Annotated in this window: 11 protein-coding genes; 6 read left to right on the plus strand and 5 right to left on the minus strand. The window is 73.5% G+C overall.

Annotated elements, in window-relative coordinates; translation table 11 throughout:
• Positions 1 to 68 precede the first annotated feature (68 nt).
• Positions 69 to 3,917 carry a S8 family serine peptidase gene (locus ACZ6QQ_RS28050; RefSeq protein ID WP_465880344.1) on the minus strand — a complete coding sequence of 1,283 codons (3,849 nt, stop codon included), beginning with the start codon at positions 3,915 to 3,917 and terminating at the stop codon, positions 69 to 71.
• A 253-nt stretch (positions 3,918 to 4,170) separates the two neighbouring features.
• On the opposite strand from ACZ6QQ_RS28050, the gene yaaA reads away from it, so the two are divergent.
• Entirely contained in the window at positions 4,171 to 4,968 is a 798-nt protein-coding gene (gene yaaA / locus ACZ6QQ_RS28055; protein WP_465880445.1) for a peroxide stress protein YaaA, read from the plus strand.
• 13 nt (positions 4,969 to 4,981) lie between these two features.
• Here yaaA and ACZ6QQ_RS28060 read toward each other — a convergent pair whose 3' ends face one another.
• The 3 genes from ACZ6QQ_RS28060 to ACZ6QQ_RS28070 are packed head-to-tail and all read right to left on the minus strand — an operon-like array spanning position 4,982 to position 8,661.
• Positions 4,982 to 6,253 carry a glycosyltransferase gene (locus tag ACZ6QQ_RS28060; protein ID WP_465880345.1) on the minus strand — a complete coding sequence of 424 codons (1,272 nt, stop codon included), beginning with the start codon at positions 6,251 to 6,253 and terminating at the stop codon, positions 4,982 to 4,984.
• Positions 6,254 to 6,302: 49 nt separating this feature from the next.
• A complete protein-coding gene (locus ACZ6QQ_RS28065; protein WP_465880346.1) occupies positions 6,303 to 8,438 on the minus strand; it encodes an HAD-IIIC family phosphatase in 2,136 nt (711 codons plus the stop codon).
• Positions 8,439 to 8,445: 7 nt separating this feature from the next.
• Positions 8,446 to 8,661 carry an MbtH family protein gene (locus ACZ6QQ_RS28070; RefSeq protein WP_465880347.1) on the minus strand — a complete coding sequence of 72 codons (216 nt, stop codon included), beginning with the start codon at positions 8,659 to 8,661 and terminating at the stop codon, positions 8,446 to 8,448.
• A gap of 278 nt (positions 8,662 to 8,939) precedes the next feature.
• Here ACZ6QQ_RS28070 and ACZ6QQ_RS28075 point away from each other — a divergent pair, with 278 nt between their 5' ends.
• From ACZ6QQ_RS28075 to ACZ6QQ_RS28095, 5 genes are all read left to right on the plus strand, one after another.
• Positions 8,940 to 12,110 carry a class I adenylate-forming enzyme family protein gene (locus ACZ6QQ_RS28075; RefSeq protein WP_465880348.1) on the plus strand — a complete coding sequence of 1,057 codons (3,171 nt, stop codon included), beginning with the start codon at positions 8,940 to 8,942 and terminating at the stop codon, positions 12,108 to 12,110.
• Positions 12,111 to 12,130: 20 nt separating this feature from the next.
• The gene (locus tag ACZ6QQ_RS28080) at positions 12,131 to 15,463 is read left to right on the plus strand and encodes a non-ribosomal peptide synthetase (RefSeq protein WP_465880350.1); all 3,333 of its coding nucleotides are present in this window, start codon (positions 12,131 to 12,133) and stop codon (positions 15,461 to 15,463) included.
• A 33-nt stretch (positions 15,464 to 15,496) separates the two neighbouring features.
• Positions 15,497 to 18,967, plus strand: a complete 3,471-nt coding sequence (locus ACZ6QQ_RS28085) for an amino acid adenylation domain-containing protein (RefSeq protein WP_465880351.1) — start codon at positions 15,497 to 15,499, stop codon at positions 18,965 to 18,967.
• Positions 18,964 to 23,547 carry a non-ribosomal peptide synthetase gene (locus ACZ6QQ_RS28090; RefSeq protein WP_465880352.1) on the plus strand — a complete coding sequence of 1,528 codons (4,584 nt, stop codon included), beginning with the start codon at positions 18,964 to 18,966 and terminating at the stop codon, positions 23,545 to 23,547. The genes ACZ6QQ_RS28085 and ACZ6QQ_RS28090 overlap by 4 nt, the downstream gene beginning before the upstream one ends.
• A 279-nt stretch (positions 23,548 to 23,826) precedes the next feature.
• The gene (locus ACZ6QQ_RS28095) at positions 23,827 to 24,795 is read left to right on the plus strand and encodes a LysR family transcriptional regulator (protein ID WP_465880353.1); all 969 of its coding nucleotides are present in this window, start codon (positions 23,827 to 23,829) and stop codon (positions 24,793 to 24,795) included.
• 8 nt (positions 24,796 to 24,803) lie between these two features.
• On the opposite strand, the gene ACZ6QQ_RS28100 is transcribed toward ACZ6QQ_RS28095, so the two are convergent.
• The gene (locus ACZ6QQ_RS28100) at positions 24,804 to 25,730 is read right to left on the minus strand and encodes a DUF2726 domain-containing protein (protein ID WP_465880354.1); all 927 of its coding nucleotides are present in this window, start codon (positions 25,728 to 25,730) and stop codon (positions 24,804 to 24,806) included.
• Between the last annotated feature and the right edge of the window lie 49 nt (positions 25,731 to 25,779).

Consider the following 25,779-nt stretch of genomic DNA (forward strand, 5'->3'; position numbering starts at 1 on the left):
GCCCGGACCGGGTGGGTGGACCGCCCCGCCCCCACACGGCGGGGCGGTCCACGTTCCGGGTGCGGCGCTCAGCCGCGTGGGGTGACCGTGACCGAGATCGTGATCGGCGCGGTCGGGGCCTTGGCACTGTCACTGCTCACCAGGACGGTGGCGGTGTGGGTGCCGGGAGCCAGCCCGGTGGTGTCGACGGTGAGGTCGAGCCTGCCCTTCTCCCCCGGTCCCACCTGCCCGGACTGCGGGGTGACCGCTAGCCAGGGCACGTCGCTGTACGCCATCGAACCGTCCACGTGGTACACGGCGGCCCGGTACGGCGACCGGTTCGCCTGGCCGACGAGCCACAGGTCACCGTTGGTGTCGAGTTCGATCCCGGCGCCGCTGAGCGGGTCCGGGTCCGGGTCGGGGATCGAACCGAGGGTGGCGCAGGTGTCCGGGTTCATCGCCCAGATCGCCTCGGTGCTGTCCTGGTTGATCCCCCAGAGCACGTTGCGCTGCTCGTTGAGGGCGAGACCGGTGATCCACGGCACCGCCGGCACGCACTGGCCGAGCACCGCGCCCGGCTCGGGGTGCGACAGCCCGGCCAGGTGCTGGATCTTGCCGTCGCCGGAGAGGTAGAAGGTGTCGTCGGCGGCCCGGTAGGCCAGCCCGTAGTAGAGCTTGCCGGTCCAGGGTCCGGTGATGGTCTGCTTCACCTCGTAGGTGTCGGGGTCGAAGCAGACGATCGGCAGCGGGTCCACGATCGACATGCTCGGCCCGCACATCAGGTCCTTGCCGGGCACGTACGCCAGGTCGGACGGCCAGCCGTTCATCGTCACCACACCCTTGCCGAGTGACCTTCCGGTGGTGTCGAAGCGCTGCATCTGCCCCCAGAAGTAGCTGTCGGAGACCAGCAGTTCGCCGTTGCGGTAACCGACCCCGAAGGCGTTGTAGAGGTCGGGGATCGGGAATGAACCGAGCACCCGACCGGGGGTGGTGGTCGGCGGTGTCGGGGAGTCGATCTCCCTGGCGGTCCAGTTCGCCGGCAGGCCGCCGTGGTTGTTCAGGTTGACCGTGGCGGTCCGGGTGCCGCCGGTCGGGGCGGTCACCGCCACGCTGCTCTTCGCCGCGAGCAGCAACGGCGTACGCAACGCGAGATCCTGCCGCTGCACGGCCGCGTCGGCGACGGCGAGGGTGGCCGCCGGTAGGTCGTACCCGGACCGGGTGGCGGTGACCGACACCGCGCCGGTCGGCACCTGTACCTGGTAGAAACCGTCCGGGTCGGTGGTCGCGGTGACCGGAGCCGCCCCGACCGGGGTCACCCGTACCGTCGCGCCGGCCAGCGGCTGGCGGTCGTTGGCGTCGGTCACGGTGCCGCGTACCAGGCCGGTGTCAGGCACCCGGAAGGTGATGGCGGTGGCCTCGTCGAGCACCGGCGAGTCGACCGAGTACGTCAGCGCCGCGCCACCGTCGGCGTCGGCGATGCCCACGGTGGCGCCGGCACCGGCTCCCGCCGCGCCGAGCTTGCGGTACTGGAGGGTGACGGTGCCGTTCTCGCCGAGCAGCAGCTGCACGTCGATCCGGGTCTGCGGCGCCTTCTTCAGTGCCGCCCTGGTCCAGCTGACCACGAACTGGCGGTTCGGCGTGCTGCCGGTGACCCTGGTCCGGACCGTCGACTGGTGGTCCAGCACCAGGTCGTCCCAGTAGGCGTAGACCGCCGCCGCCGGCACCGTCGGGGCGGGCAGGGCGGTGTTGTCGCCGCCGCCGGTGTCCCCGAAGGCGACGTACCCGTTGCTGCTCACGGTGAGCTTGCGGTGCGGCCGGCCGTAGAAGGTCAGCGCGAACGGCAGGTCGACCGCGCGCTTCGCCTCGTCACCGGTGAGCGGGAGCACGCTGCCACCGGTCACCCAGGCGGCGGGGGTGATGCCGGCGGTGTACCCGTACCGGTCGGTTTTCGCGGCCAGGCTGACGTCGAGGGTCTCCTCGCCGTCGACGGTGAGCGGGACGGTCTTCGGCGCCAGCCAGCGGCCGTAGTCGACCAGCACGTCGTAGTCGGCCTCGGGCAGCATTCCGGCGTACCGCCCGTCGGTGCCGGTGACGAAGGCGGGGAAGGTCTCCCCGGCCAGCGCCACCCCGGCGCCCGCGACCGGCTGCCCGGCCGGATCCCGGACAGTTCCGTGTACGGGATGCCACGGCGCGCCCTCGGACAGGTCGGCGGTGGCGGCGGCGGTCCCGTCCGCGGTGACCGTGATCGTCTGCCGTTGGGTACGTTGCGCGAAGACGCTCGCGGTGAGCGTGTACTCGCCGGCCGGGACCCGCCCCAGCTCGACCTTCCCCTGCCCGTCGGTGTGCCCGCTGCGGGTGAGCACACCGGAGGCGAGGGTGACCTTCGCGCCCGGCAGCGGAGCACCGGACCGGGTGGCGGTCACCACCACCCCGCCGACCTGCCCGGCCGGCGCCTGACTGACCAGCGCGTACGCGTCGAGCCGGCCCTCGCCGTAGACCCCGTTGTCGGCGGCGGTCCCGCCGCAGGTCAGGTCCTCGACGTCGTGCGCGGTCCGGTCCAGCAACTCGCGGGTGGTCACCACGTCCCGGCGCAGGTTCGGCACCGCCGACCAGAGCAGCGCGATCGCGCCGGTCAGGTGCGGGGAGGCCATCGAGGTGCCGTCGGCGGCACCGTACTGGCCGCCGGGCAGGCTGGAGACGATGTCCACGCCCGGTGCGGTGATGTCGGGGCGGACCGCACCGTCGCGGGCCGGTCCCCGGCTGGAGAAGTCGGCGATGGCGCCGGTGCTGTCGGTCGCGCCGACCGCGTACGCCAGCGGGCTGGTGCCGGGGTAACCGGCGGTGCCGCAGCCGGCCCGGCCGTCGTTGCCGGCGGAGAAGGACGGGAAGATGCCGGCGGCCACCCAGGTTTCGAGGATCTCCTCGTAGAAGTGGTTGCCGTCGTCGGCGCCGCCCCAGGAGTTGTTGATCACGTCCGGTGCCAGGTCCGGTCGCGGGTTCTGCCCGTTGTGGTCGGTCGGGGCGACCATCCACTGACCGGCGGCGAGCAGCGCCGGATCGGAGCAGGTGTTGTACTCGCAGCCCTTGGCCGCGATCCAGGTCGCGGCGGGGGCGACGCCGGTGACCGTACCGGCGCCGTCGTCGCCGAGGATGGTGCCGACGGTGTGCGTACCGTGGCCGTAGTTGTCGCACGGCGTCGCGCCGCACAGGCCGGTCGGGTCGTACCAGTTGTAGTCGTGGGTGAAGCCGCCGTCGGCGTCGCTGCCCCGGTACTGCCGGACCAGGGCCGGGTGGTCGTACTGCACACCGGTGTCGATGCTGCCGACGACGACGCCCTCGCCGCGTACGCCGTAGGAGTCCCAGACCTTGTCCGCGCCGAGTTGGGTGAGGTTCCACGGCAGCTGCGCGGCGGCGGTGGTGCTGCCGGCGGTCTTCACCGGGTCGGTCAGCCGGGTCACGCCGACCGGGCTGATCCGGGCGACCTCGGGCCGGGCCGCCAGCTCCGTCACCAGGGCCAGGTCACCGGTCACCTCGACCACGTTGGCGATCCAGTACGGGGTGAACTCGCTCCCGCGCTCGCGCAGCAGCGTACGCAGTCCGCGCTGGGTCTTCTCCGCGTGCGCGACCTTGGCCCGGTAGACCTCCGTCGTCCGGGCGACCCGGCCGGCCCGGCCGGTGGTCCTGCCCTGGATCCGGGTCAGCTCGGCCTCGTCCAGCTTCGCCTCGTCGGCGAGCCGCACCAGGAAGGTCGTGCTGTTGCCTGCGGACAGTGACCGGAGCACCGGCATGTCCACCTTGCGGGTCGCGTCCGGCGCGCTGGCCGGGGTCGCGGCGACCGGCGGGGCGGCGACCGCCCCGGCGGGCAGCGCGAGCAACGCGCCGAGCCCGATCGCGGTCCCGTACACCCATCGTGACGTACGGCCTCTGAACCTACCCATCGACCTTCTCCTCCTCGGGCGGGCATCGGAAACGGGATGCCGCCGTCGCCGATTCTGGGCCGGCGGGTGACACGGGAACGGGTGCGACCGGTGGCGGAGCACGGACATGGCGCAACTCCGCCAGCTTTGTGACGGACAGCGTCTCCGGATCATGGCGGAACGGGCCGGGCCGTCACACGCCGGCAACATCACCGCCGCGCCCACACCTCACCACCCGTCCGGGTACGCCGGCCCGGGCCGTACGCTGCTGGTCGTGCTGATCCTGCTGCCACCGTCCGAGGGGAAGACCCCGCCCCGGTCCGGCCGCCCACTGAACCTGGACACGATGACTCTGGGTGAGCTCAACCCGGGTCGGGAACGGGTGCTGGACGCGCTGGTCGACCTCTGTGCCGCCGACGACCGGGAACGGGCCCGCACGGTTCTCGGACTGAGTCCGGGGCAGGACGACGAGATCACCGGCAACGCCCGGCTGCGGACCGCACCGGCCCAGCCTGCGGCGAAGGTCTACACCGGGGTGCTCTACGACGCCCTAGACATCGGCAGCCTCACCGGGGCGGCCCGCACCCGGATCCGACGCAGCGCGCTGGTCTTCTCCGGTCTGTGGGGCGTGGTCCGGGTGGACGACCGGATCCCGGCGTACCGGTGCGCGATCGGGGTCAGCCTGCCGGGGCTGGGCGGGCTCACACCGTACTGGCGGGGGCTGCTCGATCCGGTGCTGACCGACACCGCCGACGGTGGGCCGATCCTCGACCTGCGCTCCGGCGCGTACGCGGCGATGTGGCGGCCGAGCGGACGCACCGCCGAGCGGACGGTGGCCGTACGGGTCCTGCACGAGCAGGTCGTCGACGGGGTGAGCAGCCGGTCCGTGGTGAGCCACTTCAACAAGGCGACCAAGGGGCGGTTGGTCCGCGACCTGCTGCTGGCCGGTGCGGTGCCGCGCAGCCCGGCGAAGCTGGTCGAGGCGCTGCGCGACCTGAAGTACACCGTCGAGGAGCAGCCTGCCGTCGCCGGCAAGCCCCGGCAGCTCGACATCGTGGTCAACGAGCTGTAGCCGCTGACGGAGGTCAGGGGGTCGGGACGCCGATCGGGGTCAGCAGCGCCTCGATCCGCCGGACGGCCTGGTCGGCGGCGGTCGTACCGAGGGCGGTCCGCAACCGGGCCGCCCGGTCCCGGTAGCCGTGCTCGTCGAGCAGCCGGCGCATCAGCGCCGCCGCCCTCGGTGGCTCCCACCGGGTCGACGGCAGCCACTCCCCGACCCCGAGCCGGCGCAGCCGGGCGCCGGTGTCCGGCTGGTCGAAGCTGTGCGCGAGCACCAGTTGCGGCACCCCGGCGGCGAGGCACTGGGCGATCGTGCCGGTGCCGCCGTGGTGGACGACCGCCGCCACCCTCGGCATCACCGCCCGGTACGGCAACCAGCGGAACCAGTGCACGCCGGTCGGCAACGTCGCCGGCAGCAGTTCCCGGTACGGCGTCACCAGCAGCACCGTACGGCCGGCGTCGAGGGCGGCGGGCACCGCGGCGGAGTAGAAGTCGTGCAGCAGCATCTGCCCGCTGCTGCCGGCGACCAGCACCGGTGGCGGTTCACCGGCCAGCACCTCGGCCACCTCCGGCGGCACCGGTCCGGCATCACCGGGCCCGGCGAAGCCAACACCACCATCGGAGCCGGCGTCGGCATCGCCGGCCGCACCGGTGTCGAGCAGGAAGCCGACCTTTGCCACCCGGTCGGGGGTGGCCTGCCCGGCGGCGTCGAACCAGCGCGGCCAGAGCCCGAGTTGCAGGTCGGCCGAGTCGAGCCAGGCGGCCCAGTCGTCGACCGGTGCCAGCCCGAGCCCGGCCCGGAGCTGGTTGATCGGGGCGGCCAGGGCGGTCCGGTGCAGGTGCTCGGTGACCGGCAGCAGCAGGTGCTGCGCCGGGGTCATCGCCGCCCAGGCCACCGGCAGGTTGTCGAGTTCCGCCGCGATCAGCGTCGACAGCCCCGAGGTGTGCCGGCCGACCAGCACCGTCCGCCCCGGTACGGCCAGCTCACGCAGGGTCTCGACCTCCAGCCGGAGCTGGCCGAACAGGTTCGTCCGCCGGTAGTGCGCGAGCAGGTCCGGCGGGCTCGGCGAGCCGACCCGGTCGAGCAGGATCGTGCGGGCGTCGGCGAGGTAGGCGGCGTACTCGTCGGGGGTGTCGATCGGCACGAATCCGAGGCCGGACCGGCGTACCGGCTCGGCGTAGGGGGCGTGGGTGAGCAGGGTGACGTCGTGACCCCGGCGGCGCAGCCCGGCGCCGAGATGGATCATCGGCCACACGTCGCCGTGGGTGCCGTGGCTGACCAGCAGAACGGTTGCCACCGTGCGGTCTCCTCCCCGGGCGGGGCGGACCCACCCGGCGTCGATCGGGTCAGGCGTCTTCCTCGGCGAGCAGGAGTTCGATCTCGTCGTCGGAGAGCCGCTCCAACTCGACCAGCAGATCGGTCAGCTCCGCCTCGTCGGCGCCGGCCAGCTGGCGTCGCCGGATCTCCCGGGACACCTCGGCGACCGTGAACGCCGGGGTGAACAGCAGCTCGACCGGGAGTTCGACCGCGAACACCTCGCGCACCCGGGCCATGAACTGGACCAGTTGCAGCGACTGCCCGCCGAGGGCGAAGAAGTTGTCCTCGGGTGTGCCGGGCCGCACCGCCAGCAGTTCCGCCCAGATCCGCATCACCGTGGCCTCGACCGGGTCGGCGCCGCACGACGAGACCATCGACGGTCCACCCGCGACACCGGTCGGGGTCGGTAGGTGGCCGGCGAGGACCGCCGCCCGGACGGCGGCCGGGTCGGCGAGCGCGGTCGCGACCCGCTCCACCACCCGCCAGGCGTCGGCGGGTGGGGCGGGAGCCGGCCGGTCGGCGGCCCGCGCGGGCCGCGCCCGGTCCGGCCGGTCTGCGGCGGTTGCCGGCTGGTCGCCTCCGCCGGGCTGATGGCGTACGGCGGCAGCGGTGATCGCCGGCAGCACGTACCCGGTCGGGGGCGGGGCGTCGGGGTTGTCGGGCCGAGCCGCACCGGCACCGAGCGGCTCGGCGGTCACTTCGGCGAGGAAGGCGCGGGCGGGTCCGTTCCTGCCGGTGGCGACGAACGGCAGCTCGACCGTGCCGGCGCCCCGGGCCAGCGCCAGCTCGCCGAGGTGGGCGAGCATCCGGTGCTCCACTCCCCGGCCGAGCGCGCGGCAGCTGAGCAGGAACGTGTCGACCCGCAGCCGGTCGCCGTCGAGTGTGTACAGCATCGCGCCGACCAGCCCGTACTCGCCGAACCGGTCGGCGACGGTCACCACCAGGCAGTCGAGGTCGAGGTCGCGCAGGTCGCGGGCGTCGCGGCGTACCGGGGCGAGGTTGAACTGGTTGGTCCGCGCGGTGAGCTGGGCGACCCGCTCGTGCTGGTCGGGTGCGGCCGGGGTGACGTCGACCCGCAGGTGGAGCCCGGCGTGGAAGTCGGCCAGCGACATGGCGCGCTCGCGCTCCGCCCGCCGCCGGCTCTCCTGCTCGTAACGGGCGACCCGCTGTCGGTCCTCGTCGGTCAGCGCCCGGTCGACGTCCAGCGGCCAGCAGTGCCGCAGGAACGCCGCCGCCCGGTGAGCGTCCGCCGGCACCGTCAGCGCGAGCACCTCCGGGCAGGCGGCGCGGACCTCGGCGACCTCGATCGGGCTGTCGTCGAGGAAGACGAAGCTGTCCAGCCCGAGGTTCAGCTCCTCGGCGAGCGAGCGCAGGTTCTCCGACTTGGGCCGCCAGTTGACCCGGGCGGCGCTGAAGTGCTCGGGCCGCAGCAGCAGGTCCGGGTGGTCGGCGAAGACCGCGTCGACGTCGGCGGCATTGTTGCGGCTGCACAGGCAGAGCAGCCGGCCGGCGTCCCGCTGGGCGATCAGCCGTGCCTGGAGCGCCCGCCGGTCGTCGTCGACGACGATGCCGCCGACCCCGTCCTCACCGACGATTCCGGTCCACAGGGTGTTGTCGGCGTCCACCACGACCACCTTCGGTCGCGGGCTGACGACGGCGTGGATCGTACGGACCAGCGCGGTGCCCAGCGCGGCGAAGAACTCCGGTGTGTACGGCACCCGCCCGAGCCGGTCGGCGTAGTCGTCGTGCGGGTCGGTCACCGGGTAGGTGTCGGTCAGTTCGACCGACCCGAGCAGGCGCAGGTGCGTGCTGCCGGCGACGCCGTCGCGTACGGTCCGCTCGGCCGCCGCACCGTGCTGCGGGTCGGCGCCGGGCGGGTCCGGGCAGATGGCGAGCAGCAGCGGGACGGTCGTCTCCCGGTCGACGGCCCGCAGCGCGGTGACGAGCCCGTCCGGGTCGGCGAGGTCGCTGAGCCGGACCGCGACGACGTTGACGCCGTCGCGGTTGGTCCGCAGTGCCCCGTCCGGATCGAGCAGTTGTTGGAACACCTGACCGTACGGGGCGAAGTCGACCGCCATCGGCAGCGCCAGTTCCCCGGCCCAGAACCGGAGCACCTCGGCCAGCGGTTCGGCGGTGAACGAGGCGACGACGCGTACCGTCAGCACGCGCGGTTCATCCAGAGGTGGCGGCGATCCGGGCGCGCAGCGACGCCGGGCGCATGTCCGTCCACACCTGGTCGACGTATTCGAGGCATTCGCGCTTGCTGCCGGCCGATCCGACCTGGCGCCAGCCGGCCGGCGGCGGGGTGCCGTCGCGCCAGATGGAGTACTGCTCCTCGTCGTTGATCACGACGATGTAGGTGGTGGTGTCTTCGTCTTCGTCGTACATAGCTTGCTCCGCCTCGGATTCCGGGGGTGAACGGGGCATGACCATCGGTACGGGTCGCTGTGGCTGTGCACGTTTTCATTGCTGCCCGGAACCTGTCAAGTGTCTGTCGGCGGGTCGGAAAAACGCCCGAGCGCGACCCCAACTGTTAGGACAGCCATCTTTACTGTTAGGACTAATTACATATCGACAAGGTGCTCGTTACGGTGGGTGCCACGCGGGGGCGGCAGACGACCGGCGCCACGGTATGCAGACGAAAGGCCGCCATGCTGACCCAACCGGTGCGTACCGCATCGACCGTGCCGGCGCTGCTCGATGCCCGAGCGGAGACGGAACCCGACCGGACCGCCCTGATCGTCGCCCGGACCGTCGAACCCACCGGCGAACCGGGTCGACCGACCGCCGACGCACCAACCGACGACCGGCCGCGTGACGACCGGCGCAGCGACGCAGAGCCGAGCGACGGGCCGGATCGGCTGAGCTTCGGGCAGTGGCGTACCCGCGCCGACGCGGTCGGGCACGGGCTGCTCGCCCGGGACGTCCGACCCGGTGACCGGATCGGGCTGCACTTCGACGGGTCCGACTGGGTGGGCTTCGCGGTCGCGTACGCGGCGGTCACCTCGGTCGGCGCGGTCGCCGTACCGCTGCCGGAACGGGGCACCCCGGCGCAGCTGCGCGACCTGCTCCAATGGTGCGACGCCAGCGGCTCGATCCACGGTGGCGGCGCCATCGCCGGGCGGCACGGTTGGACGGCCACCGTCGACGAACTCGACCTCGGTCCGGCCGGGCCGGTCGGTGTGCCGGTCGAGCCGAGCGACCTCGCCCAGATCATCTTCACCTCCGGCACCACCGGGCGGCCGAAGGGCGTCGCGGCCAGCCACGCCAACCTGACCTTCGGCCTGCTCCCCCGACCCCGGCGCCGACCACTGGCCCACTCACGACACTTCCTGCACGCCTTCCCGCTCGGCACCAACGCCGCCCAGACCATGCTGATGCACACCCTGGCGGCGCAACCGGCGGCACTGGTGCTGCCGGGATTCGACCCGGACCGGTTCGCCGCGCTGGTCGCCGCGTACCGGGTCGGCACGCTGTTCGTCGTACCGGCGATGGCGATCGAACTGCTCAACAGCGGGGCCACCGACCGCCACGACCTGTCCAGTGTGCTGCTGCTCGCCTCGACCGCCGCACCGCTGCCCGCAGCGGTCGCCCGCGCGCTCTGCGCCGCGCTGCCGGACGCCACGATCGTCAACAACTACACCTCGACCGAGGCCGCCCCGGCGCACACCACCGTGGTCTTCGACCCGGACCGTCCGGCGGCGCTCGGTCGACCGGCCGCCGGGGCCGAACTCATGATCGGCGACCCGGACGGCGTACGGCTGCCGCCCGGCACGATCGGCGAGGTGCACCTGCGCGCGGACACCCTGCCCCGCAGCTACTACCGGGATCCGGACGCCAGCGCGGCGGTGTTCCGGGACGGCTGGGTCCGGATGGGCGACCTCGGCTACCTGGACACCGACGGCTACCTGCACCTCGTCGACCGGGATGCCGACGTGGTCAAGTCCGGCGCGTTCAAGGTCTCCACACCGCACGTCGAGGCGACCCTGCACGAGCACCCGGCGGTCGCCGACGCGGCCGTGGTCGGCGTACCGCACGAGACGATGGGGACGATGCTCGCCGCGGCGGTGGTCGCCCGGACCCCGGTGGAACCGGCCGAACTGCGTGCCTTCCTCGCCGAACGGCTCGCCCCGCACGAACGCCCCACCCGGCTGCTGCTGGTCGACGCGCTGCCCCGCAACGACGGCGGCAAGCTCCGCAAGGCCGAACTGCGGGAGCTGTTCACCGCCCGCGCCGATCCGGAGCACCGCCCGCCGCCGGTCACCCCGGCCGAGGTCGCCCTCGGGGCGCTCTGGGCGCGGGTGCTGTCGACGGCCGGGGTCGGCCGCGACGACGACTTCTTCGCCCTCGGCGGCGACTCGCTGCGGGCCACCCAGCTCGCGAACCTGGCCGGCGAGAGCTTCGGGGTCGCCGTACCGGCGTCCCTCGCCTTCGACCAGCCGGTCCTGAGCGACCAGGCCCGATGGCTGGCCGACGCCGCCCCGGCCGCACCCGCGACACCCGAGCCGACCGACCAGCGGACGCTGGCGTACGACGAGGTGCCGTTGAGCGCGCAGCAGGAGAACTTCTTCACCTGGATGTACGCCACCGAGGAACCCCGTGACGTCGGCCCGATCAGTGTGGCGATCCGGATCCGGGACGAGTTCGACCCGGACCTGCTCACCCGCAGCCTGCACCTGCTCGTCGGTCGGCACGAGTCGCTGCGTACGGTCTTCGCCAGCGGGGCGGACGGGCACCGGGCGTACGTCCGGCCGGACTGCCCGCCGAGGGTGACCGTCGTCGCGGCAGTCGGCGCGGACGCCGAGACCCGGCGGGCGCACGCCGCGACGGTCGTCCGGACCGACCGGGAGCACGGCTTCGACCTCACCACCGGTCCGCTGGTCCGGGCGGTGCTGGTCCGCCTCGATGCCGACGACCACGTGCTCGGCCTGGCCGTGCACCACCTGGTCTTCGACGGCTGGTCGATGGGGGTGCTGCTGCGCGAACTCGGGCTGGCCTACTCGGCGCTGCGCGCCGGTCGCCCGGTGGTGCTGCCGCCGCTGCCGGTGGCCTACCCGGAGGCGGTGCGGTGGACCCGTGAGCAGTGGCCCCGGACCCGCGAATACTGGTCCCGCCAGCTCGACGGCGCCCCGACCGGCATCGACCCGTTCCCCGGCCGGCGGCGGGCGGTCCGGCTGCGCAGCGACTCGCTGGAGTTCGGGCTCGACCGGGAGGCCGCCGACCGGCTGCGCGGGTTCGCCCGCGAGCGGGGGGTGAGCACGTTCATGGTGGTCGCGGCGGCCTGGGTGGCGGTGCTGTCCCGGTTCACCGGCGCCCCGGAGATCGTGATCATGTCCCCGGTGCCGGGCCGGACCCGGCCGGAGTTCGAGCCGCTGCTCGGCTGCCTGGTGCAGTCGCTGCTGCTGCGGATCGACGCCAGCGCCGACCCGAGCTTCGACGAACTGCTCGACCGGGTACGCGCCACCGCGCTGGCCGCGATCGACCAGCAGTACTACCCGTACGCCGAGTTCTACCCGCGCTTCCCGAACTCCGCCTGGTTGCGGTTCGAGAGCTGGGGCGGGGTGACCCACTTTCCGGGGCTGGACTCCGAGCCGTTCGAGCTGCCGCGCGCGTTGGACGCCGACTGGCCGACCCCGAACGGGGAGCCGGACCTCGGCGTACCGGAGCTGGCGATGCTCGAACAGCCGGACGGGTCGATCTCCGGCTGGCTGCTCTGGAACTCCTACGCCTTCGACCGGTCCACAATGGAGCGTTTGGCCGCGATGCTGGTCCGGCTGGGCGCGTACGCACCGGACCGGGCCGGTCGACGGCTGTCCCAACTGACGGAGGCAATGTGACCACGGTTGACCGAGGCGTTGTGACCACTGTGCGGATCCCCCGGCGCGACCGGCGCCCGGCCACCACCGCCCAGCACGGAATGTGGTTCACCGAGCGGCTGGGCGGCGCCGGTTCGGCGTACCACATGCCGGTGCCGATCCGGCTCGACGGCGTACTCGACCCGCTGGCCCTGGTCGACGCCTGCGCGGCGCTGGTGGCCCGGCACCCGGTGCTGGGCAGCGCGTTCGAGGAGCACGACGGCGAACTGTTCGCCGTACCGGCGCTGATCAGTCCACGGGTCACCCTGACCACCGTCACCCCGCCGGAACCGGAGACCGAACCGGGGGCGAGCGCGGAGTCCGGGGCGGCGACGGTGGAGGACATTCTCGCGGGGCTGGTCCGGGCGGAGACGCTGCGGCCGTTCGACCTGCGGCACGGGCCGTTGACCCGGTTCACCCTGTTCACCGTCGCCCCGACCCGGCACCTGCTGCTGGTCGTCGCCCACCATCTGGTCTTCGACGGCGAGTCCAAGGACATCCTCGTCCGTGACCTGGGTGAGCTGTACCGGTGCCTTGCCGACGGACGGGTTCCGGACCTGCCGTCGCTGCCCGTCACGTACGCCGACCATGCCGACGCCGAATCGGCGCGGCTCACCGCCGAACTGGCCCCGGCCGTCGAGTTCTGGGGCCGGCGCTGGCGCGAGCCGACGCCGCTGGTGCTGCCCGGCCTGCGACGCCAACAGCCGACGGCGGCGGCCGGCGCGACCGTGGACCACCTCTTCGACCAGCGGCTCCGGACGGCGGTAGCCGACACCGCCGACCTGCTCGGCGCCACCCGGTTCGAGGTGCTGCTCGCCGCCCTCCAGGCGCTGCTGCACCGGTACGGCAACACCGAACCGACGGTCGCGGTGGACCTCGGCACCCGGACTCCGCCGACCCGCGACTGTGTCGGCCTGTTCGTCAACGAGTTGCCGGTCGACGCGGCGCCCCGGCCGGACACGACGTTCCGCGAACTGGTCGCCGCCACCCGGACGGCGCTGCGGGACCGGTACCCGATCCGGGCGGTGCCGTTGGCCCGCGCCGCCACCGGGGTCAGGCCCCGGATCGCCCTGGCACCGGTGTCGATCAGCTACCGGCGCCGGGCGAGTGAGCCGCCGTTCGCCGGGCTCGCCGCCGACGTCGAGTGGTTGGCGTTCAACCACACCGCCCGCAACGCCCTGCACCTGCAACTGCTGGACAGCCCGGAGCAGCTCGCACTGCGCCTCCAGTACGGCCGGGACACCCTGGACCGGTCCGACGCGGTACGGATCGCCGGGCACTTCACCACCCTGCTCGACGCCGCGACGGCGACTCCGGACCGCCCGCTGGCCGACCTCGACCTGCTCGACGACCGGGAACGCGACCTCCTGCTGACCACCTGGGCCCACCCCGCGACCCCGGACCCGACCAACCGGGCCGAACCGACGAGCCAAACCGAGCCGACGAGGCAATCCGAGCCGACGAGCCAAACCGAGCCGACCAACCGGGCCGAGCCGACCGACCGGGCGGGACGGGCCGAACCGGCTACACCCGATGCGCCGCCGCTGACCGTGCCCGAGCTGTTCGCCGCCCGGGTGGCCGCCGCTCCGGCCGACCCGGCGGTCCTCTGCGGCGACCGGACCTGGACGTACGGGCAGCTGGGTGCGGCCGTCGACCGGCTCGCCGGACACCTGCGCGGTTACGGCGTCGGTCCCGGCGACCGGGTCGCGGTGCTGGTCCGGCGCTCCCCCGCGTTGCCCGTGGCCCTGCTCGGCGTGCTCCGGGCCGGTGCCGCCTACGTGCCGCTGGACCCGGACCACCCGACCGCCCGGCTGGACACGATCCTGGCCGACGCGGCACCGAGGGTGCTGGTCACCGACCAGCCGACCGCCGGTCTGTCCCACGCCGGCCCGATCCTGCCGCCGCTGACCGACGAGGATCCGACCACTGCCGCGACCACCGCCCCGGACGGCGTCGCGTTTCCGGCGCCGCACCCGGACGACCTGGCGTACCTGATCTACACCTCGGGTTCGACCGGGCGGCCGAAGGGGGTGCAGATCGAGCATCGGGCGCTGGCGAACCTGCTGCTCGGGATGCGGGACCTGCTCGGTTCCGGGTCCGGTCACGGGTGGTTGGCGCTCGCCTCGGCCGCGTTCGACATGTCCAAGCCGGAACTCTTCCTACCGCTGGTCACCGGCGGTCGGATGGTGCTCGCCACCGAGCCGCAGACCAGGGACGGGGCGGCCCTGTGCCAGCTCGTACGGCAGCACCGGGTGACCCACGTGCACGCGACGCCGTCGACCTGGCGGCTGCTGCTGGACGCCGGATTCGACGGCTCGGACGTGGTCGGGCTCAGCGGTGCCGAGCCGCTGCCGCTGGCCCTGGCGCGGGAGCTGCGCGGCCGGGTCGCCCGGCTGTGGAACCTGTACGGTCCGACCGAGGCGACCGTCTGGTCGACCGTCCGTGAGCTGCCCGCCCCGGTGGAGACGGTCGGCATCGGCGAGCCGATCGCCAACACCCGGCGGTACCTGCTCGACGGCCGGCTGAACCCGGTCCCGATCGGCATCGCCGGTGAGATCCACCTCGGCGGGGCGGGACTCGCGCGGGGCTACCTGAACCGTCCCGCGCTGACCGCCGGACACTTCGTGCCCGACCCGTACGGGCCGGCCGGGTCGCGGCTCTACCGCACCGGCGACCTGGCCCGTTACCGGCACGACGGCGAGGTCGAGTTCCTTGGCCGGGTCGACAACCAGGTCAAGGTCCGGGGGTACCGGGTCGAGCTGGGCGAGATCGAGACGCGCCTGGGCGAGCACCCGGACGTGCTCGACTGCGCGGTGGTGCTGCGGGACCGGGAGGGCACCGGGCCGGTGCTGGTCGCGTACCTGGTCCGGCGGGACGGGCGCGCCGAGCCCACGCCCGCGCTGCTGCGCCGGCATCTGTCCGGGACGCTGCCGGCGTACCTGCTGCCGAACTTCTTCGTCGAGCTGCCCCGGCTGCCGACGACCGGCAACGGCAAGCTCGACCGCCGGGCGCTGCCCGATCCCCCGACCGATGCAGAGGTCGAGGCCGGGACCGGCACCGGCGCAGGTGCCGGTGAAGGCGAAGGCGGCGGCTCGGGCGAACCGGCGGGGTACAGCGGGGTGGCGCGGGAGATCTACGAGATCTGGCGGCAGGTGCTGCGGATCGACGACATCGGCCCGGACGACGACCTGTTCGACCTCGGCGGTCACTCGCTGACCGTCACCCAGATCGCCGCCCGGATGCGCCGGCAACTCGGCATCGACCTGCCCCTGCACGTCTTCTTCGACACGCCGACCATCGCCGGGCTGGTCGCCGCCACCAGTGATCAACCATGATGGATCCCCACTGTCCACTGAGGAGGCAGCCTCGTGCCATCCACCGCCGACCCTGACGCCGGCACACCGACGGCCCCAGCGTCGCGTACGAACCTGGAGAGTGTGGGCGCGCTGTCGCCGCAACGGCAGGCGCTGCTGGCCCGCCGGTTGGCCCAGCGCGGGTTGGCGGCGGTGACCGAACCCGTCATCGGCCGGGTGCCGCGAACCGGGCCGGAGCAGCTGTTCGCCTGCTCGTCGGGGCAGCAGCGGATGTGGTTGGCCAGCCAGTTCGACCCGTCGGATCCGTCCTTCCACGTGTCGATGTCCCAGCGGTTCGGTGGTCGGCTCGACGTCGCCGCCCTGTGCCTGGCCCTCACCGACCTGGTCGCCCGGCACGAGGTCCTGCGCACGGTCTACCTCGGGTCCGACGGTGCGGCGCGCCAACTGGTCCGGCCGCCGCAACCGGTGCCGTTGCCCGAGGTGGACCTGCGCGACCTGCCGGTCGCCGACCGGGAACCGCAGGCCCGGTCGCTGGCCCGGCGGGCCTTCGCCGAGCCGTTCGACCTGGCCACCGGGCCGGTGCTGCGGGCCACCCTGTACCGGCTGGCCGACGACGACCACGTGCTGATGATGACCGCCCACCACATCGCCATCGACGGCTGGTCCATCGGCAACGCGCTGCGCGAACTGGCCGCCCTCTACACCTGGCGAACGTCCGCGCCGGGGACCGGACCGGACGCCGCCGGGCCGCCGCTGCCCGCGCTGCCGATCCAGTACGCCGACTACGCGCACTGGCAGCACGATTCGCTCACCGACGGCGAACTCGCCGACGGGCTGGAGTTCTGGCGTCGGCAGCTCGCCGCGCCCCGGACCGACCCCGAGTTGCCGATCGCCCGTCGCCGCGACTCGCCCGGTGACGGGGCCGGCGGCAAGGTGAGCCTGCCGATCGGTCCGGACCTGCTCGACGGGCTGCGGGCGGCGGCCGGCGCGACCCGTGGCACCACCCCGTTCGTCACCCTGTTGACCGGGCTCAAGGCGCTGCTGTCCCGCTACCTCGGTCAACCCGACGTCACCGTCGGTACGCTCGTCGCCGCCCGTACGCACGTCGAGTTGGAGCCGTTGGTCGGCTACTTCGCCAATCCGCTCGCGTTGCGTACCCGGCTCGATCCGGAGTTGACCTTCGCCGAGGCGGTGGCGCGGGTACGTCGTACGGTGATCGACGGGTTCGCGTACCAGAGTGTGCCGTTCGACCTGGTGGTGCAGGAGCTGGCGCCGCGCCGGGACGCGCAACGGCACCCGTTCTTCCAGGCCGCGCTGATCCTGCACAACTTCTCCGCCGGGGACCGGCCGGACTGGCCGGGTCTGGACGTGCGCTGGTGGGACAGCGAACTCGACGACATGCTGTTCGACCTGACCCTGGTCGCGGTGCCGCAGCCGGACGGTGGGCTGGAGGCGACGTTCTCGTACCGTACCGAGGTCTTCGACGCCGCCGACGTGGAACGGCTCGCCGCCGGCTTCCACCAGCTGCTGACCGGGATCGCGGCCGATCCGCAGCGGCGGCTCGGCGATCTGCCGCTGCTCGCCCCGGCCGACCGGCAGCGGGCACTGGTCGACTGGCAGGGGCCGCGACGGGAGCTGCCGGTCGGGGCGCAGACCTTCCCGGCGCTCTGGGCCCGGTCGTGTGCCCGTGATCCGGAGGCGGTCGCGGTGGCGGGGGACGACGGGACGCTGTCGTACCGGGAACTCGACCGCCGGGCGAACCAGCTCGCACACCGGTTGCGGGCCGGCGGGGTCGGGCCGGAGACGCCGGTCGGCATCTGCCTGGACCGTACGTCCGACCTGCTGGTCGCGGTCCTCGGGGTCTGGCGGGCCGGCGGCGCGTACGTGCCGCTCGACCCGGCCTTCCCCGTCTCCCGGCTGCGGATGGCGGTCGACGACGCGGCCGTCCGCGTCCTGGTGACCGACGGGCGGGTACGCGACCGGCTGGGCGAGCTGTGCGACGCCGTTCCCGCGGTGGTCTGCCTGGACCGGGATCGGGACGGGTTGGCCGAACTGCCGACCGACCCGCCGACCGGCGACCCGCACCCCGACCGGCTCGCGTACGTGATCTTCACGTCGGGTTCGACCGGCCGACCGAAGGGGGTCGAGGTCAGCCACGGCGCGGTCGGCAACCTGCTGGTGGCGTTCGGCGAGTCGCTGGCGCTCACCCCGGCCGACCGGCTGCTCGCGGTCACCACCCTCTCGTTCGACATCTCGGTGCTGGAACTCCTGCTGCCGCTGGTCAGCGGGGCACGGGTGGTGATCGCCACGAACGCGGAGGTGGTCGACGGCGCCGCGCTGCTGGCCCGCGCGCGTTCCAGCGGGGCGACCGTGCTCCAGGGCACCCCGGCGACCTGGCGGATGCTGCTGGCCGCCGGTGAGCTGCCGGCGACCGTACGGCACCGCCTCTGCGGCGGCGAGGCGTTCTCCCGCGACCTGGCCGACCGGCTGGCCGGCGGAACCCTCTGGAACGTGTACGGCCCGACCGAGACCACTGTCTGGTCTGCGGCCGGAGTGGTCGATCCGCCGCCGTCGTCCAGTCCGGGCGGGGCGGCGGTGACGATCGGGCCGCCGATCGGGAACACCCGGATCTACCTGCTCGACGGGCGGGGACAGCCGGTGCCGGTCGGGGTGACCGGCGAGGTGCACATCGGCGGGGCGGGCGTGGCCCGTGGCTACCGGGGTCGGCCGGCACTGACCGCGTCACGGTTCGTCCCGGACCCGTTCGGTGCCGAGCCGGGCTGCCGGCTCTACGCCACCGGTGACCTGGCCCGGCACCTGCCGGACGGCCGGATCGAGTTCCTCGGGCGCGGCGACCAGCAGGTGAAGATCCGGGGCTTCCGGGTCGAGCTGGGCGAGATCGAGTCGGTGCTGCGCGAGCAGGACGAGGTACGCGACGCGGCGGTCGCCGCCTGGTCTCAGGGCGCCGACGGTGACGCCCGGCTGGTCGCGTACGTGGTGCCGGAGCGGGCCACCGACGCGGCGAAACTCTGGGCGGGGCTCGCACCCCGGCTGGCGCTGCGGCTGCCGGGGTACCTGATCCCGGCGACCCTGGTGCCGCTGGACGCCCTGCCGCTGACCCCGAACGGCAAACTGGACCGGGCCGCCCTGCCGGCGCCGACCTGGGGCGCGACCGACTCCACCCCGTACCTGCCCGCCCGTGGGCCGGTCGAGGCGGCGATCGTCCGGATCTGGGAGGAGGTCCTCGACGTGCGACCGGTCGGGGTGGACACCGACTTCTTCGCCCTCGGCGGGCACTCGCTGCTGGCCGAACGGGTGCTCTCCCGGCTGCGCGCGTACTTCCAGTTGGCGGCGCCGACGCGGGTGCTGTTCGACGCGCCGACCGTCGCCGGGCTGGCCGCCGCACTGATCGAGCTGGAACCGGTGCCCGGAGCGCTGACCGCCATCGCCGAGGTACGGGCCGAGATCGAGGCGATGTCGCCGGAGGCGGTGGCGTCGCTGCTCGACGAGGGTGTCTCCGGGTGACCGGGCGGACCGACGAACTGCTGGCGGTCCTGCTGGCGCGGCGGGGCATCACGCTCACCGCCAGCCAGACGATCCGCCCCGGCCCGAGGGGAGCGGAGTTGCCGCTCTCCCCCGCACAGCAACGGATCTGGTTCCTCGACAGGTTGGCGGTCGGCGACTCGGCGTACCTGATGTCGGCCGGGTACCGGCTGCGCGGGGTGCCGGACGTGGCGGCGCTGGCGGAGTCGTTGCGCCTGCTGGTCGGGCGGCACGAGCCGCTGCGTACCGCGTTCGTGGACCGCGACGGGCACGGGGTGCAGGTGGTCCGACCGGCCGACGATCCGGACCTGGCGGTGACGCTGCCGGTGGTCGACCTCGCCGGGCTGCCGGCCGGGTCGCGGGAGCGGGGCCTGCGCCGGTTGGCCCGGCACGAACTGGGCCGACCGTTCGACCTCGGTCGGCCGCCACTGGTCCGGGGCACACTGGTCCGGCTGGCACCGGACGACCACGTACTGCTGCTGGTCCTGCACCACATCGTCTGCGACGACGTCTCCCTCGGGCTGCTCACGAACGAGCTGGCCGCCGGCTACAACACCCTGGTCACCGGTGGCGAACCGGCGCCGGCACCGCTGCCGGTCCAGTTCGCCGACTACGTACGCTGGCTGGCCGACCGGGACCCGGCGGTCCTGCGGGAGCAGGAGGAATACTGGCGCGACCACCTGTCCGGCGCTCCGGCGCTGCTGGAGCTGCCGACCGACCGGCCTCGTCCGGCGCCGGTCGACGCGTCCGCCGGCAGTCACCGGTTCGCCCTGTCGACGGAGCTGACCGGGGCGGTCGAACGGCTGCGCCGGGCGACCGACTGCACCCTGTTCACGGTGCTGCTGGCGGCGTTCACGATCGCGTTGGCCCGGCAGAGCGGCCAGTCCGACGTGGTGGTCGGTGTGCCGGCGGCGAACCGGTCGCTGCCGGAGCTGGAGACGATGGTCGGGATGTTCGTGAACACCCTGGCGTTGCGGACCGACCTGTCCGGCGATCCGACCCTGGCCGAGGCGCTGGACCGGGTCCGGCGTACGTGTGTCGGCGGTCTGGGGCACCACGAGGTGCCGCTGGAACGGGTCACCGAGATCGTGGCGCCGGACCGCAGCGCCGGCCACCATCCGCTGTTCCAGGTGATGTTCGTGCTCAACGCCGGCAGCGGCGGTGACGCGGCCGGTCCCGTGCTGTCCGGGCTGGAGGTGCGGCCGGCCGGCTTCGGCAACGCGACCGCCCGGTTCGATCTCACCCTGGTACTGGACGCGGGCGGGGACCGGCTGACCGGCCAGCTCGACTACCACACCGGGCTGTTCGACCGGGGCACGGTCGAACGCCTGGCCGGCCGCGTCGAGCGGGCCCTGCTGGCGCTGACCTCGGCACCGGAGCGGCGACTGTCCGAGGTGGACCTGTTCACCGACGCCGAGCGGGGACTGCTCCTCGGCGGCCTGCACCCGTCGCCGCCACCGCCGGCCGAGCCGGGATTCGTCGACGAGCTGGTGGCGGCGCAGGCGGCCCGTACGCCGGACGCCCCGGCCGTGTACGGCGACGGCGGGATGGTCGGCTACGCCGACTTGGACCGGTGGGCCGACCGGCTGGCCCGGCGGCTGCGGGCGGCCGGGGTCGGGCCGGACGTGCCGGTCGCTCTGGCGGTACGGGCCGGTCCGGCCGGAATCGCCGGGCTGCTCGGCATCCTCCGGGCCGGTGGCGCCTACCTGCCGCTGGATCCGACCCACCCACCGGAGCGGCTGGCCGACCTGCTCGCCGACTCCGGCACCACCGTCCTGCTCACCACCGGGGCGCACGCGAGCGGCTTCGCCACCTTCACCGGCACCCTGATCCGGGTCGACGACCTCCGGGCCGACGATCCGGTCACCGCTCCGGACGACGAGCCGGCCCCGCCGCGCAGGCACCCGGAGCAGCTCGCGTACGTCATCTACACCTCGGGTTCGACCGGGCGGCCGAAGGGGGTGATGGTCGCGCACGAGACCGTCACCCGGCTGGCGGTGGCGTTCCGGGACACCCACGACTTCGGTCCCGGGCAGCGGATCCTGATGATCCCGCCGCTGACCTTCGACGCCTCGGTCGGTGACGTGTTCCCGGCGCTGATCAGCGGCGCGGCCCTGGTCGTGCACCCGGAGCCGGCAGCGCTGACCGGGCCGGCCCTGTTGGATCTCTGCGTCGAGCAGCGGATCACGGCGGTCGACGCGCCGTCCGCGCTGTGGCAGCGCTGGGTCGACGACCTCGCCGGTCACGAGGTGCCGGCCGACCTGCCGCTGACCGTGATGATGGTCGGCGGGGAGCGGGTGCCGACCGGCAAACTCGCCGAGTGGAACCGCCGCACCGGCGGCCGGATCGCGTTCTACAACCACTACGGCCCGACCGAGGCCACCGTCTGCGCGACCGTCCACCGGGCCGATCCCGTTCCCACCCGTGGTCGGGATCGGCTGCGGGTCGCCGCCGGACCGGTCGACGAACACGGTTCGCTGCCGGTCGACGAACACGGTTCGCTGCCGATCGGCGGACCGCTGCCGCACGTGCGGGCGTACGTGCTGGACCCGGCCGGTCGGCCGCGTCCGGTCGGCAGCCCCGGTGAGCTGTACCTCGGCGGTGACTGCCTGGCCCGTGGTTACCTCAACCGGCCGGAGCTGACCGCGCGGGCGTTCGTCCCGGACCCGTTCTCGACCGCACCGGGGGCCCGGCTCTACCGCACCGGCGACCTCGCGAAGGTACGTCCCGACGGCGAGCTGGAGTTCCTCGGCCGGGTCGACCGGCAGCTGAAGATCCGGGGCTACCGGATCGAGCCGGCCGAGATCGAGACGGTGCTCGGCCGGCATCCGCTGGTCGGTGAGGCTGTGGTGGTGGCCCGTGGCCAGCGGCTGGTCGCGTACCTGGTGCCGTGCCCGGGTGCGGCGGTGCCGGACCCGGACGAGTTGCGGGCCTTCCTGCGGGGCCGGTTGCCGGACTACCTGGTGCCGGCGGGGTTCGTGCCACTGGACCGGTTGCCGCTGACCGCGCACGGCAAGGTCGACCACCGTCGGCTGCCGGCGGAGGACGCCCGGGAGCGGCGCTCGTTCGTGCCGGCGGCTACGCCAACCCAGGCTCGGTTGGCCCCGATCTGGGCGCAGGCACTGGGCCGGGACCGGGTCGGCGCCCACGACGGCTTCTTCGACCTGGGCGGGCATTCACTGCTCGCCGCCCCACTGCTGGCCCGGATCAACCGGGAGTTCGACGTGCGGTTACCGCTGCGGACGATCTTCGACGCCCCGCGTCTGGACACCTTCGCCGCCGTCCTCGACGCCGCCCGCCCCGACCCCACCCGACCCGACGGCATCACCACCGGCGGGCCCGCTACCGGCGCGGCCACCACCGGCGGGCTAGCCGAGCGGGTCGACCTGTGGGCCGAGGCGGTGCTGCCGGACGACGTCTGCGCCGACCTCGGGTCGCTCGCGGCGGCCGGGCGGGATCCGGCCCGACCGGAGCGGGTGCTGCTCACCGGGGCGACCGGCTTCCTCGGCGCGTTCCTCCTGGACGACCTGCTCCGGCACACCAGCGCCGAGGTGGACTGCCTGGTCCGGGCCGGCTCGGTGCGCGCGGCGGTGGTCCGGGTGGAGCACAACCTGCGCCGGTACGGGCTGTGGCAACCGGAGTACGCGGCCCGGATCGTGCCCGTACTCGGGGATCTGGCGTCGCCGCGACTGGGACTGTCGGAGCGGGACTTCGGCGCGCTCGGCGAACGGCTCGACGTGATCTACCACAACGGCGGGGCGGTGCATTTCGTGCAGCCGTACCGGTGGTTGAAGCCGGCGAACGTGGACGGCACGATCGAGGTGCTGCGGTTGGCCGGGTCGGGCCGGGTGAGTGCCGTACAGCACGTGTCGACGCTCGGGGTCTACCTGGGACCGGTCGACGCGGCTCGGACGGTCACCGAGGCGGATCCGCCGCAGCGGCCGGACGGGCTCTGGGGCGGTTACAACGAGAGCAAGTGGGTGGCGGACCGGTTGGTCCGGGCCGCGCGGGAGCGGGGCCTGCCGGTGTCGATCCACCGGCCGGCGCGGGTCACCGGTCACGGCGGCACCGGTGCCGGCAACAGCGACGACTACTTCAGCCGGTTGTTGAAGACGTTCGTGCAGGTGGGGGCCGTGCCTGCGCTCGACTTCGCGGAGGATCTGGCGCCGGTCGACTACGTCGCCTCGGCGATCGGGCACCTGTCCCGCAGCGGTGACACCGCCGGCCGCGACTTCCACTTCCACAACCCGAGGACCATCGGGTACGACACGATCGTCGAGGTCCTGCGCGGGCGGGGTTACCCGGTCCGGTCGGTGCCGTACGAGCGCTGGTACACCGAGGTGGTCGAGGCGACCCAGCGGTCAGCCGGGATCGCGCTCGGGCCGTTCGTGGCGGGACTGCCGCCGACGATGGGTCCCCGTGACCATCCGACGTTCGACTGTACCGGCACCGAACGGGCGGTGGCGTCGGCCGGGATCCACTGTCCGGCCGCCGACGGCGTACTGCTCGGGCGGTATGTCGACTTCTTCGTCCGTACCGGATTCCTGCCCGCACCCGGCTGACCGGCGCTCCGATCGGGCCGCGCCGTCGGTGTTCCCGGCAGGTCCGACGCCGGCCGATCCCCTGACCTTCGTCGGGTGGATCGGCCGGCGCGTGGCGATTGCCGGAAACAGCGTTGATCGCCCCCCGTCCGGCTGCACGCCCTGCACGGGTACCCCGTCGTCCGTGTAGCCCCCGTTGACGTGCCTGGAATACCTGGCGCCTTGAATGATGCCTCGATATCCGCCCACCAGTCCATGATCGACGAATGGCTTTGGGAGCTAATTGATAGATTAATCGCTATGAATCGCGCCGGCGTCGACAATGGTGGACGGGAGCCCGCTCGGATCCGGCCCGGCTCCCGCGAACCCAGCGGCCACCAACTGCGACTGTTCCTGGTGCTGGCCGAGGAGCTGCATTTCGGCCGCGCCGCCCGGCGCCTGTTCCTGACCCAGCCCGCGCTCAGCCAGCAGATCCGGGCGCTGGAGCACCGGCTCGGAGTCGACCTGTTGCGGCGGTCCTCCCGCCGGGTGGACCTGACGGCGGCCGGTCACGCCCTGGTGCCGGAGGCACGCGACCTGGTGGCGTCGATGACCCGTCTGCAACGCCTCGCCGCGTCCTACGCGCGGGAGGCCCGGGGTCATCTGAAGATCGGAGCGATCGGTGGTGAGGCGTCCATGCCGTACACGACCGCCATTCTCGCCGAACTGTCCGCCCGACATCCGGCGATCACCGTCGAACTACAGGCCGTCGACTTTGTCGAACAGGTCGACGCCCTCACCCACGGGGAGATCGACGCCGCGTTCCTGCGGCCCCCGCTGCCACCCGGTTTCCGGAGCCTGCACCTTGCCACCGAGCCCAGGGTCGCCTGCCTGAGCGCCGACGACCCGCTGGTGGACCGGGCACCGCTCACCCTGGCCCAACTGGCCGAGCACCTGGTCGTCGACGTCCCGCCCGGGGTGCCCCGCTCGTGGTGGGACCACTGGGTCGTCAACCCCCGTCCGGACGGCAGCCCGGTGCGTTTCGGTCCGCCGGTCGGCGACATCGAGGCGATGCTGCTGGCCGTCGCCCGGGGCCGGGGCATCACGTTCCTCCCCGCCGCGGCCCGCCATCTCTACCCGCGTCCCGGTATCGCCTACGTCGACGTCACCGACCTGCCGATGTCCACCGCCGCCCTGGTCTGGCTCCCCGACCGGCGTGACCACCCCGCCCTCACCGCCCTGCTCCAGGCGGCCCGCACGGTGTCGGGGCGCGACGGCGACGACGGGTGACACCGCCGCTACCGCTGGACGTCGACCGGCTGGTCGAACGAGATGTGCGCGAAGGCGAAGTCTCCCACCATCTCGTCCTGGCGCAACCGCAGCTCGGTCAGCTCCCGGCCGAGCCCGTCGCGGGCGTACAGCACGGGATCGTCGCCGCCGAGCCGCTTGAGCTGCTCGCCGATCGCCGCCGCGGCCAGGTCCTCGGCGAACCTGCCCGGGTCCACACCGCAGGAGAAGCCGTGCTGCCAGACCCGGACCCGTTCGAAGAAGAACTCGTCGGCGCGCACCTCCAGCCAGGCCCAGCCCTCGGCCGGACCGTCCGCCCAGGTCACGTGCAGGCTGCGGATGATCGGGTCGAACACCTGCCGGCTCGCGTACGCGTCGACGGCCGCCGAGCGGGCGACGGCACCGAGGTCGTTGACGTACCCGCTGCGACCGTCGGGGAGGCGGCCGATGATGTCCCGGTAGGTCTGCGGCCCGTCCCCCGCCGGCTCGGCCTCGTCCGGGCCACCGGCGTCCCGGAACGCGCGGGCGTCGAGCACGTAGTCGAGGATCCGGCGCCCGGTGCCGGCCCCGCGCAGCGTCGGCGACTCGATCCGCAGCAGCGGCAGGCCGACGGCCGCGCAGACGGCGTTGGTCATCCTGTCCTCCCGGCCGGCGTCCGGACCACGGCCGACGGTCGCGCCCAGGTCGACGGCGACGGTGGGCGCGACGCTGCGCTGGTCACCGACCACGAACGCGAACTGGGTACGGATCGCGGAACTCCACTGGTGGGCGGTGATGCCCGACGGACGACGGCGGGTGATCTGGCTGAGCTTCCAGTCCGGCTGCACCACGCAGTCGCCCCGCTCGAACGCTTCCCCGCGCGCGACCCGGGCCGCGTACTCGGTCGGCGGGAAGATCGGTCGCAGCCACAGATCGTCGTCGATGCCGGTGTCTACCATGAATGTCGATCCCAAGAGTCGCGGCCCGGACGCCGTCCACCACGGATCG

This window comes from Micromonospora sp. NPDC049529 (genome assembly GCF_055586685.1).